Source organism: Pseudomonadota bacterium (genome assembly GCA_030860485.1).
Taxonomy (GTDB): Bacteria; Pseudomonadota; Gammaproteobacteria; order JACCXJ01; family JACCXJ01; genus JACCXJ01.
In genome coordinates, this window is sequence record JALZID010000074.1 from 1 (window position 1) to 11,080 (window position 11,080).

An 11,080-nucleotide genomic window follows, 5' to 3' on the forward strand; every position below is an offset into this window, starting at 1 on the left:
AAACATGACGGCCACTTATTATGCACAGAATCCCTCTCTTGAAAACAACCAAGGTCTTCACTACAGCCATTTTTCGCGGATTTGTTGCGCTGCCGGATTTACAAAACAAACAGTTACGAATGGCGACGTCGCGCCAAAGCCGGAAAACGAAGGCGAATCGGCTAAGTCGGGTTAGAAGCGCGCGGTATTGCTGCTACGGTCGTCGGCCATTACGAGGATCCCCCCTCTGTTTGGATTGCGGAGGATGCCCCCTTTCAGCAAGCACGAGAAGTGATATTGGCATTGTCGGGTGCAGGAGATGAAACTGGAAGTGAGCCTTGGTGCTGCCCAGGGTGCAGCGAACAGATCGAACCGCAATTTACGCAGTGTTGGAAGTGTGCAACGGTGCGTTTCAATGGCGACGATGAAGGCTAGCAAACCAATCGAGCCGGGCGGGAAGACGGTGACGTTGATTCGATATCGTTAACATTCGGCCGTATGAGCGCCAAACCTCCACCCTTTTGAAATCGCCAAGCAACAATGCAGCGCGGGCCGACAGACTCGATCGACTCTGGTTGAAACTTGGTAGTTGAGGCGGGCGAGATGGCTTGCCACCGCCTGCGGCGTGATGCGGCCCGCATCGTGTGCAGCCACGATTTTCAAGAGTTCGCGTACCACTTCCGATCTCGCAATAGGTGAACTACGCCTGAGCCAGCAATTGCGATACGCTTTGGTACTTGCCCACCCCGCGGAAGGCCAACTGGTTACGTGACGCGCGTAGCGAAAAAAGTAGTCAGTGCGGCCAGGGGGGCGAACAATGTCGATCGAATAGAGCCTGGGGTCGCCGCCGAGGAAAGCTGGAACGAATATGAAGTGGGCCGGTAGTGGCCGCAGGTGCCCAGGAATCTTGGCGCGCACTGCATCGGCGAGCGCACTGAGCGACTGCTCCAAGGGGAGGTTCCGGCCTCGTAGCACTCGCGCCATCCAATCGCCGGGCTCAGTTTGGAATGCGGTTGAACGCAGACCGGCGTAGCCGAGCAGCGCAACTCCGTCGGTGGTCTCTAGAAATAGCAGCTTGCGGGCATTGTCCGTTAGCGTTCGAGCTCCGCAGGACACTCGTCGATCAGTCAGCAGCCAGATCGACTTCTTACTGATGGCGGCGACAACGAGAGTCATCGGGTGATGATTGTTTGATGGCGCGGCACGCGGTCGGGACAAGGCCGCTTGGCCGATCCACGGCATCGGCCGCAGCGCATGGTGGCCAAGGCGCTTGTGAATCGTCCCACGACGGAGCCCCGGAGACAAGCGGCGCCGGGCTTCTGGTGAAGCGTCGAAGACTCGCAGCGACTCCGCCGCCGAGGCGTCGGGTTCAAAAGGGTAGGCCACACACCGCGCCCGGGTTTATGTGGAGGAGACACCGGGCCGACTGCACGACCTTGTGCGGCGCCGTTTGACAGGCGGCGCGAGCCGTCCGTGCCTCGCCGGCCTCAGCGTGGAGATCCGGGCGCGGCGGTGTGGTGTGGGGGTACCGGCCGCCCCTCGCGGTCCCGCAGTCGGTCGAGTGTGTCGAGCACCCCCTCGATGAACTCCCACCGTTGGTCAACGTCACGGTTGACTTTGGGGTCTTGGCTGTCCGGCACGTATATGACGCCGTCCCGGTGGTCGGCGCGCACCGCCTTTTCGAGCTCGCGCAACGCTGCCAGTTCAGCCTGTTCTGCTTCGGTCATGTCGTTTCCCTCAGTAAAACGTCGCCCGCAGCGCATGCGCTGTCTGGCCGCGCCGCAACTGCTCGCCGAGTGTGCATAGCATCGGGCCGGGTCCGGCGTTTGTCAATTGTTGCAGGATTCAAGCGCGGCCGCCCGCTCGCCCCGCATGCGGGGTGTTGTGGGGAGCCGGGGGTTAAACACCGGCTACCCGATTAGCCGCGCAGCACACTAGAACGGAATGGCGATAAGTGGGTTACTCCGAATGCTGTATGGCGACCACTTCCAATACTGCGTGATGCTGGCCGGGAATAGATGAGAGATGACCTTCTTCCCATGCTGCAACAACTCCGAGTTCATGATGTGGATGACAGAGACCCCAGCTCCTTGCAGTATTCTGTCCTTCCGCACGTGCGCCGCGCTCCCGACATGGCTCGCTCCGTCAATCTCAACAGCGACGATTTGCGTCCCTGTCCAGAACGCGAAATCGACCTTGACCATGTTTTCAGGTACGAACGAATAGCGTCCGGCCAGGGGATCACTGACGTATAGATGGGCCTGCGGTAAGGGGAGCAGCGCATCGAATACCCAATCTGGGTCGTTTTTCGGGGCGGCAAGATTCTGTGGACCATGGCTTCGCAGCTCCCACTCAGTGGGCACGACCGTCGCGGCGCAATAGTCCAGGTAGAGTTCAAGAAACCGTTTCTCAGAGTCGGTGTCGAGATTGCACGTCTCTTTGAGATGTTTACGAATGGCGGCAATCGCTTCCGGTTGAGTTGGAGCGTCCGGCATCTCCTCCGGGAATACGTCACTGAAATGCCTCAGTCTGAGCGCGGATTTCTCTGCCTTGTTGATGTAGACAAGCGGCGTCTCGCTTTGGATGTATGTCGCGTTCGTAGAAACGCCAATAATCTTGATGCGCTCAATGCTCCATTTCGGGCGAGCGAATGGGATGAGCAGGTGGTCAGCGATCTTGAGTTGCAGCTTTCCCATATGTGAAGACCCGAACGGGCTAACGCTCGCGTTCAGCGGCGTGTGTCTCCCCTCATAGGTAGGATCTTATAAGTGATTGATATATGTGCAACTAACACGTGGAACTTTTGGCGCTCCACCCGATCTGATCAACTTTATCGGCAAACAAAGATGATCGGGAGGATCGGATGGAGCAGAATAAAGTTAACACGTTTGCGGCGAAGTTCAAGAAGGCCTTCTCGGAGGCGGTGCTCAATGATCTGGGGAAGGCCACGCGCTACTGTCATCGGGTGCGGCAGCTCACCCCCTATCGAATGGTGATGACGCTGATGGCCCTTCTGGCAGGGACACGTATCGAAAGCTTGGCCGATCTGCAGCGGGGATTCAATGCGCTCTTTGGCTTTATCATGGACTACAAACCCTTCTACGACCAGCTCGCCAAGCGGGAGTTTGCCACGTTCATCCTGTACCTCCGAAAAGCATTACGTCCATGTAATTCCGGTTCATGCGCGAGACGGCACGACGGTTGTTGGAGACCCTGGTGATCCGTGTGCTCGGCGTGGCGCCGGGAGCGCCTTCTCGGAGTTTCGCCGGATCGTCATCCAGGATGGCAGCTCCTTTGCCATCAAGGATGCGCTCAAAGAGGTGTTTCCGGGGCGGTTCAAGAAGGGGAAGCCTGCGGCGGTGGAGCTCCATGCGACCTTGGACCTCTTGGACGAATCGCTTTCCAAAGTGACCCTGACGGCCGACACCGCGAGCGAGCGGACCGCGTTGCCAAAGGCCTCGAGTCTCGGGGGCTCCTTGCTCTTGGCCGACCGCGGGTACTTCGACCGAGGCTATCTCTCGGAACTGACCAAGGCCGGGGCGAGCTTCGTCATCCGCGCACGCGCCATCGACTACCTCGCCGGGAACGCACGACGCGCACACCCTAAACGGGATCGACAACGCGGGCGGCTGCAATTCGGTCTGGAACCGATTCTCGCGAATCCTTAACTACATAACCTATGAGACATCGCTACCCTTGGACTCGCGTACAAGTTCGCATGCAGCAAAGCAGACGCGTTCAAGGGTGAGTGCGATGAGCACGAACTGCATTTTTGGTGAGAGCTGAGCGTACTTCGATGGCTGGGGTACGGCCTTGCACATCTGGTGCAGAATATCTACGGAGCTGTGGATGGCCTTCTGCGCGAACTTAGGTAAGCCGTTGTAGAGATCGGAGACAACCCGCTGTGACAGCGACAACGATAGGTCGTGTGCAAAGCTGTTGCGGAGCTTTCCGATCCGTTTCAGCGCTCCCCTGAATTTCGCGTCGAACCCGAGGCAACAAGCCAGCTCCAGAAACGCGCTCACTTGAACCTCAACGTAAAGGTGCGAGCGGATGACCGAGCCGACCTCGTCTTCTGCGAGTAGTGCCGAAATAAATTCAGCGTTGATTGGCAATGACTGGGTCATAGGGCTATCAATGGCTAACGAAAGCGTTCAGAGGCGGGGTAAGGGTCTATCTTTGCTCAACCCAATCGTTCTCGTGGTAATCGTAAATCCAAATTTGGCTCGGAGCCGGCGCAACAAGGCTTTCGATCTTAAGCCGTCCCCTATTCATGATGTGCGGCGCAGCCAATTGTCTTGCTTCCTCTAGGGTATTTACGGGGTTGGTGGTGGGTTTCTCATCGATATAAAGTACGTAGCCCATTATGATCTCCTGAGTCATCAAACGTTGCCAGCAGCGCCGGAGCTGCTCGCCGAGGCCCATAGCATGGAACAGCCCCGAGGGGGCGACCGCCCCGACTCCCACAGTTATCGAGAACAAGCTGAACCCTGGGCCGTGGCTATGGGATTAAGGATCTGAACGAGGCCAAAGGCCCTGGCAAGACGATGGACTAAACTGGGTTGGTCCGATCCGGTAGCCATCAACTCAGACTCGGGCTCTTGATTGGCGGGCGCTATGACTGCGGCGGCGGGGGTAAGTATCTCTTGCTCGATGCGCCGCGCCTCTTCCTTAAGGGTGCCAGCAGTGCGTTGAGTTCGCCGTCCGCCGACGGCCCCTAGCGCGCCGACAAACGGTGATCAGTATGGTGACCAAAACGCCAACCCCTCTGTCCCTTGGCCTAAGGGAATTGTAATAACATATTGATTCAATTGGTGCCCGGGGCCGGACTCGAACCGGCACGGGGTCGCCCCCGAGGGATTTTAAGTCCCTTGCGTCTACCTGTTCCGCCACCCGGGCTGACACACCCCGTCCCGAGGACGGCGTCGGGTCTGTTGGAGGCTGGGGTCGGAATCGAACCGGCGTACACGGCTTTGCAGGCCGCTGCATGACCACTCTGCCACCCAGCCGAAGGGCCCACCAAGCAGGGGGCCGAAGCGAGGGGACGGTGAGGGGCCGTCCCAGAAGGACAAAACCCCTTTGCCCCCGCGATCGAACAAGAGGGCCCAGGGGTTTCGTGGCGCGCGAACTGGAGCGGGAAACGAGACTCGAACTCGCGACCCCAACCTTGGCAAGGTTGTGCTCTACCAACTGAGCTATTCCCGCCTTTAGCCCATTCTAGCTGGGAGCCGGGCTCTGTCAAGCCATGGCGCAGGGGCCAGGCCATCAGGACTGACGGCGGTGCCCGCGCAGCTCGGGCCACGCCACCCAGATATAGGCGCACATAGACCACAGGGTCAACGCCGCGGCCAGATACAGGAGCAGAAAACCGACCGTGTAGGTGGGCACGGCACCGATCGGATCGCGATAGAGCAGCATGATGATGGCGATCATCTGGGCTGTGGTCTTGACCTTGCCGAGCGATGACACCGCCACCTTGGCGCGCACGCCGAGCTCCGCCATCCGTTCGCGCAAGGCCGAGACGGTGATCTCGCGCCCGATGATGATCGCCGCGGGCAGCGCCATCCACACAGAGGGGTCCTGCTGGAGCAGGAGCACGAGCACGACGGCGACCATGAGCTTGTCCGCGACCGGGTCCAGGAACTGCCCCAGGGCCGAGGTCTGGCCCAGACGCCGGGCCAGATAACCATCCAGCCAGTCGGTCAGCGCGCCGAGCGCGAAGATCACGGCCGTGGCCAGATTCGCGGAGGGGAAGGGCAGGTAGAACACCAGCATGAAGATCGGGATGAGCGCGATGCGGACCACCGTCAGGGAATTTGGGATGTTCATGCGCTGGCGTGCAGTTCCCTGTGGATGCGGGCCGCAAGCTCCGTGCTGATCCCCGGCACCTGGCAGAGGTCCTCGACAGCGGCCCGCATCACGCCCTGTAGCCCCCCGAAGAAGTGCAAGAGCTCCTTGCGGCGCTTGTGGCCGACCCCATCGATGCGCTCGAGCGGGGAGATGCGCCGGTCGCGGGCACGGACTCGGCGGTGACCGGTGATGGCGAAGCGGTGCGCCTCGTCCCGGATCTGTTGGATGAGATGCAGGGCATCGGTATCGGAGCAGAGCGGAAGCACGCGCATCTGCGGACCTACGAACAGCGTCTCGAGACCCGGCTTGCGGGTCGGCCCCTTGGCGATGCCGATTACCGTGATGCTGTGGATGTCGAGCGCGTGCAGGACTTCCAGCGCCTGGGTCAGTTGGCCCCGACCCCCGTCGATCACGAGGACGTCGGGCGGCTCGCGTCCCTCGCGCAGCAAGCGCGTGTAGTGCCGCGTGAGGGCTTGGCGCAACGCGCCGTAATCGTCCCCGGGCGCGATCCCTTCGATGCCGAAATGCCGGTAGGCTGACTTCACCGGACCCTCCGCGCCGAACACCACGCACGAGGCCACGGCCGCTTCGCCCTGGGTGTGACTCACGTCGAAGCATTCGACGCGGGTGATCTCCGCCGTCTGGCCGAGCGCCAGTTGCAAGGCGGTCAGGCGCCGGCGCTGCGCGGAGCGGCTCGCGAGCCGCTGCGACAGGCAGAGTTCCGCGTTCTGTACCGCCATCTCCAGGAACCGTGCCCGCTCCCCGCGCACCCGCCAATGGATCGCCACCTTGCGGCCGGCCTGCGCCGACAGGACCTCGGCCAGGACGGCGCCGTTGGCGAGGGGGTGGCTGACGAGGACCTCCGGAGGGACGCTGCGCTCGGCGTACTGCGCCAGGTAGAACTGCGGCAGGAAGGCGCCCAGCACGGCGGTGGCACGGGACTCCCCGGCATGGTCGGGGAAATAGGCGCGATTGCCCAGGTTGTGTCCGCCGCGCACAAAGAACACCTGAACACAGCAGAGACCCTCGTGCGCCGCACAGGCGACGACGTCGGTATCGCCGTTCCCGGAGGTGATGCACTGCGGCTGCCGGACCTTTTGCAACTGGCCGATCTGGTCCCGGTAGCGCGCCGCACGTTCGAAATCGAGTGTCGCGGCGCTCCCTTCCATGCGCGCTGCCAGGTGCTCAATCACGCTCTGGTCGTGGCCCTCGAGAAACATGATGGCGTGCTCGACGTCCTCCTGATAGGACTTGGTATCGATCAATCCGACGCAAGGCGCGCTGCAGCGTTTGATCTGATACTGGAGACAGGGGCGGGTGCGATTGCGAAAGAAGGTGTCCTCACAGGGCCGCAGCAAGAACAGCTTTTGCAAAAGCTTGAGGCTCTGGCGTACGGCGCTGGCGCTCGGGAACGGGCCGAAGTAGCGGCCCTTGCCGCTCTGGGCCCCGCGATGAAAGCACAGCCGCGGGAACCCCTGATCGCCGGCGATATAGATATAAGGGTAGCTCTTGTCGTCTCGCAACACGATGTTGTAACGGGGTTTCAGCGCCTTGATAAGGTTGTTTTCGAGGATCAGGGCCTCGTTCTCCGTGTGTGTGACGGTGACTTCGACGGCCCGCACCTGAGCCAGCAGGGCCTCGGTCTTGGCGCCCAGACGGGCCGGGGAACGGTAATAGCTCGAGAGCCGCTTTCTCAGGTTTCGGGCCTTGCCGACATAGAGGACGGTGCCCTCCCCATCGAGCATGCGATACACCCCGCAGCGCGTAGGGAGCGTGGCACTCAGGGTCTTGCCGTCAAAATTACCGTCGGGCATATCCTGTCGATGACTCCGTGGGATCGCGACCTGATGAGTAGCGGGGCTCTGTGGACACGAACGCCAGGCGGCGATCCAAAGGCGTTGCCTCAGCCGTGAGCGCTCGTGATCGGCGGTATCTCGGCGGGGCGCTGCGAGTCTCGCAGCCATTCCCGAGAACGGGCCCCGATCAGCCGAAACGTCGTGGTGAACTCCTCGGGCCGGTCGATCATCCACTGCGCCAGCGTTTCCGGGCTCGTCCATCGGCCGTCCGCGATTTCTTCCGGGCACAGGACCAAGGGTCCGTCGGACCGGCATAGAAAAACCGCGACGAACTCCCAACCCGTATCGGGGCTCGCCTTCAGATACCCCACCTGGCAGAGCGGCGTGGCGAGTGGCAGCCCGATCTCCTCAGCAAGCTCGCGAACGGCGCAGGCGGCATAGCCTTCGCCACTCTGCACGTGTCCCGCGACCGATGTGTCCCAAAGTCCCGGGGCACATTCCTTCGACGTCGAGCGACGTTGTACGAAGACCTCACCATTGCTGTTCACGACCAGCACATGGGCGGCGCGGTGGCGTACCTGCCATCGGTGCACATCGTCCCGCCGCATCCGGCCCAAGACCCGATCGTCATCGTCGACCACGTCGAACAGCTCATGATCACCCTCCTTATTTATTGCTAGCGCATGCTGGGCAGGCTGGACATGATGGGCACGATCACTCATGGCATGATGACTCGGGACATTATCCCCCATGGTATTGCCGATCCCAACCGCGGCTCGTTTAAATTCCGCGGCGGGCATCGGGTGGGCTCGGCTGGCCCGGACCGGAACCCCTCAACTCCCGATCCTCCACGCCGTTAAACCGGTGTGGGCCTATCTGCAAGGATAGCCGTGGACCCCAGGACAAGGATTGTCTCATCAGCACATGGACATGCCAAAACCCCCTCAGCTTGGATGCCCCGTGCCGCTCACCCCGGCGGCCGTCGCCAAGCCGCCGATCCCGTCTCACGAGGTCCGTAGTCGCCGCGCCCATCTCGGGTATTCCGCTCCGGGATGTACGCGAGGCGTGGCGGTGGACTGGTCGCGGGTGGCCTTGTTCCGCGAGGCCATCGCCTCCGGCACCTACGAGCTCCGGCCCCTCCGGGTGGCGGGCAGCCTCATACGTTTCGAATCATCGCTGTACCTCCGCGGGCGACCCCACCCGATCACCCTGTCGCGTGGCGACTGCGGTGACTTCGCGTCGGCGGAGGACCTGTTGGACCGCGTCTACGAGCTGCTCTGCGAAGAGTCGAACTACCTTCGCGCGGATCTCCGGGAGTCGGCGCCCGGCGGGGGCCGGCAGCCAGAGGCTTCAGACGAAGCGCCGGCGAGCGGACTGCCGCAGGTACCGACCGCGCGCTGACCGTGGCCCCCCGGGGGGCGCGACCTCTAGCTAGCCCGGATTTCTCACCACTGCCCCGGTCCGAATCCGAGCCCGGCGAGATCAGCCGGGCGATCGACGTCCGGGCGTACCGGCAGCTCCCAACAGCGCAGGGCCAGGGCGTTCATCCGGTTGCGCGTCATGTCGCCGACCTGCGCGGTCCCCCAGGGGATCCCGGTGAACAGCTCGGGGGCGATCCGCTTGAGGCCGATGAGGACGTAGCCGCCATCGGCAGCGGGCCCCAAGACCGCGTCGTAGCCCTCGCTGAGGGCACGCGCGGCGGCATCGAGGTCCTCCGCGGTCAGGGCTGGGCAGTCGCTCCCGATGAGCAGTGCCGAACGAGCGTGTTCCAGCGCCTTTGACAGTGCCCCTGCCATGCGGCTGCCGAGGTCGATACCCTGCTGCCGATGCAGTGAGACACCATAGCAGTCGCGGCAGGCCATAAAGAACGGGTGGTCCGCATCGGGCGCGCACCAGAGCTCGATGTGCTTGATCCGGGAAAACTTGGCTGTCTCGATGGCGCGTCGAACCAGGTGCACGTGCAGTGCACACGCGTGCTCGGCACCCAGATACGGGATGAGGCGGGTCTTGACCTGTCCCGGCACCGGGGCCTTGGCAAATAGGATGAGGGTGGAGTCCACGTGAACGGCCCCATGAGCGCGCTAGCCCGCCGCGGCGGCCGCGGCGTTGATGGTTCAACTTACCATGTCCCCGAGCAGGACTGAAACCGCCACAGCGCGTCGCGCCACCGGCCGAGCGCTGGCCACGGTCGCGCGGGACGGTTAGAATGGCGCGTTTCAGGGGCCGTAGCTCAGCTGGGAGAGCGTCGCGTTCGCAATGCGAAGGTCGGGGGTTCGATCCCCCCCGGCTCCACCAATAACTAATTCCGAGGCAATCCAACAGAATCCACAAACCCGGGTAACGGCGGGTTTTTTTAATGCCTGTACCGTGCACTGACGCCCACAACGTCCATTGACAGCCGACGGTAACTTACGATAGATTTGCCCGGTAACCGACCCACACGAAGGTAGGTTACCGTCATGCTCACCGACACCGCGACCCGCAACGCCAAGCCCCGCGAGCGGCCGTACAAGCTTGGCGACAGCCGGGGGCTGTACCTGCTCGTCACTCCCAGCGGGGGGAAGTGGTGGCGCTTCGACTACCGCTTCTGCGGTAAGCGCAAGAGCCTTTCTATGGGCACTTACCCCGACGTGGCGCTCAAGGAAGCCCGGGGCCGGCGGGACAGTGCCCGCGAGCACCTTGCCCACGGCGCCGATCCCGCCGAGGTCCGCAAGGCGCAGAAAGCTGCTCGGGTAGACCGCGACGCCGGAAGCTTCAAGGCCGTGGCGTCGGAGTGGTTCGCGAAGCACGGCGGCGGCCTGGGCAGCCGGGCATGCCGACAACATCATCGGGCGCCTGGAACGCGACATCTTCCCCTGGCTGGGCGGCCGGCCAGTGGGCAAGGTAACGGCGCCCGAACTGCTCGTCTGCCTTCGCCGTATCGAGGCGCGCGGTGCAATCGAGACCGCGCACCGTGCCTTCCAGAACTGCGGGCAGGTGTTTCGCTATGCCATGGCCACCGGTCGCGGCGAGCGCGACCCCGCCGCCGATCTGCGCGGGGCGCTGGCACCCGTGAAGGAAAGCCACTACGCGGCAATGACCGACCCCAAAGCCATGAGCGCCCTGCTACGCGCAATCGACGGGTACCGGGGTGACCTGCCGACCCGCTGCGCCTTACGGCTGGCGCCGCTTACGTTCGTTCGACCCGGCGAGCTGCGCCATGCGGAATGGAGCGAGTTCGACCTGGAGCGCGCGGAATGGAATATCACCGCAATCCGCATGAAAACCCGCGAGCCTCACCTGGTGCCGTTGTCACGCCAGGCGGTCGAGTGCCTGCGGGAACTGTATCGGGTGCAGATCCCCTTTTTTATTAGCTGTTTTCATGCAGTTAAGCAGCGGTCGCATAAGGCTCTGCGGGCACCGGTTTAGGCGCCAGGGTGAAGTGCTCACCGAGCGAGGCGATGTAGTTTTCGAAC

At 62.5% G+C, this 11,080-nt stretch carries 11 protein-coding genes, 4 tRNA genes and 1 pseudogene; 5 read left to right on the plus strand and 11 right to left on the minus strand.

Annotated elements, in window-relative coordinates:
* Positions 1-1,466: 1,466 nt before the first annotated feature.
* Together M3461_04385 and M3461_04390 are read right to left on the minus strand one after the other, a co-directional pair.
* Positions 1,467-1,706 (minus strand): hypothetical protein, encoded by a 240-nt coding sequence (locus M3461_04385; GenBank protein MDQ3773652.1) that lies wholly within the window; start codon positions 1,704-1,706, stop codon positions 1,467-1,469.
* 207 nt (positions 1,707-1,913) lie between these two features.
* Positions 1,914-2,675, minus strand: coding sequence for an endonuclease domain-containing protein (locus tag M3461_04390; protein MDQ3773653.1), 762 nt, complete (start codon positions 2,673-2,675; stop codon positions 1,914-1,916).
* A 167-nt stretch (positions 2,676-2,842) separates the two neighbouring features.
* Between M3461_04390 and M3461_04395 the strand changes: the two genes are divergently transcribed.
* Positions 2,843-3,199, plus strand: coding sequence for a hypothetical protein (locus M3461_04395; protein MDQ3773654.1), 357 nt, complete (start codon positions 2,843-2,845; stop codon positions 3,197-3,199).
* Positions 3,200-3,299: 100 nt separating this feature from the next.
* Positions 3,300-3,647: a transposase gene (locus M3461_04400; protein MDQ3773655.1), complete on the plus strand. Its 348-nt coding sequence runs from the start codon at positions 3,300-3,302 to the stop codon at positions 3,645-3,647.
* A 9-nt stretch (positions 3,648-3,656) separates the two neighbouring features.
* Here M3461_04400 and M3461_04405 read toward each other — a convergent pair whose 3' ends face one another.
* The 8 genes from M3461_04405 to M3461_04440 all read right to left on the minus strand — a co-directional run bounded on the left by M3461_04405 (position 3,657) and on the right by M3461_04440 (position 8,347).
* A complete protein-coding gene (locus M3461_04405; protein ID MDQ3773656.1) occupies positions 3,657-4,106 on the minus strand; it encodes a hypothetical protein in 450 nt (149 codons plus the stop codon).
* Positions 4,107-4,152: 46 nt separating this feature from the next.
* On the minus strand, positions 4,153-4,344 hold the full coding sequence (locus M3461_04410) for a hypothetical protein (protein MDQ3773657.1): 192 nt from the start codon (positions 4,342-4,344) through the stop codon (positions 4,153-4,155).
* 447 nt (positions 4,345-4,791) lie between these two features.
* A tRNA-Leu gene (locus M3461_04415) sits at positions 4,792-4,878 on the minus strand.
* A 36-nt stretch (positions 4,879-4,914) separates the two neighbouring features.
* Positions 4,915-4,988: transfer RNA gene (locus M3461_04420), tRNA-Cys, on the minus strand.
* Between the two features lie 120 nt (positions 4,989-5,108).
* Positions 5,109-5,184: transfer RNA gene (locus M3461_04425), tRNA-Gly, on the minus strand.
* A 60-nt stretch (positions 5,185-5,244) separates the two neighbouring features.
* Positions 5,245-5,808 carry a CDP-diacylglycerol--glycerol-3-phosphate 3-phosphatidyltransferase gene (pgsA, locus tag M3461_04430; protein MDQ3773658.1) on the minus strand — a complete coding sequence of 188 codons (564 nt, stop codon included), beginning with the start codon at positions 5,806-5,808 and terminating at the stop codon, positions 5,245-5,247.
* Positions 5,805-7,643, minus strand: a complete 1,839-nt coding sequence (gene uvrC, locus M3461_04435) for an excinuclease ABC subunit UvrC (GenBank protein MDQ3773659.1) — start codon at positions 7,641-7,643, stop codon at positions 5,805-5,807. The genes pgsA and uvrC overlap by 4 nt, the downstream gene beginning before the upstream one ends.
* An 89-nt stretch (positions 7,644-7,732) precedes the next feature.
* The gene (locus tag M3461_04440; GenBank protein ID MDQ3773660.1) at positions 7,733-8,347 is read right to left on the minus strand and encodes an NUDIX domain-containing protein; all 615 of its coding nucleotides are present in this window, start codon (positions 8,345-8,347) and stop codon (positions 7,733-7,735) included.
* A gap of 208 nt (positions 8,348-8,555) precedes the next feature.
* Between M3461_04440 and M3461_04445 the strand changes: the two genes are divergently transcribed.
* Positions 8,556-9,026 carry a flagellar biosynthesis anti-sigma factor FlgM gene (locus M3461_04445; GenBank protein MDQ3773661.1) on the plus strand — a complete coding sequence of 157 codons (471 nt, stop codon included), beginning with the start codon at positions 8,556-8,558 and terminating at the stop codon, positions 9,024-9,026.
* Positions 9,027-9,070: 44 nt separating this feature from the next.
* Here M3461_04445 and M3461_04450 read toward each other — a convergent pair whose 3' ends face one another.
* Positions 9,071-9,685, minus strand: coding sequence for a TIGR04282 family arsenosugar biosynthesis glycosyltransferase (locus tag M3461_04450; GenBank protein ID MDQ3773662.1), 615 nt, complete (start codon positions 9,683-9,685; stop codon positions 9,071-9,073).
* A gap of 159 nt (positions 9,686-9,844) precedes the next feature.
* Here M3461_04450 and M3461_04455 point away from each other — a divergent pair.
* Positions 9,845-9,920 (plus strand) — tRNA-Ala (locus tag M3461_04455).
* A gap of 164 nt (positions 9,921-10,084) precedes the next feature.
* Positions 10,085-10,949, plus strand: a pseudogene (locus tag M3461_04460) (integrase arm-type DNA-binding domain-containing protein).
* The last annotated feature ends 131 nt before the right edge of the window (positions 10,950-11,080 follow it).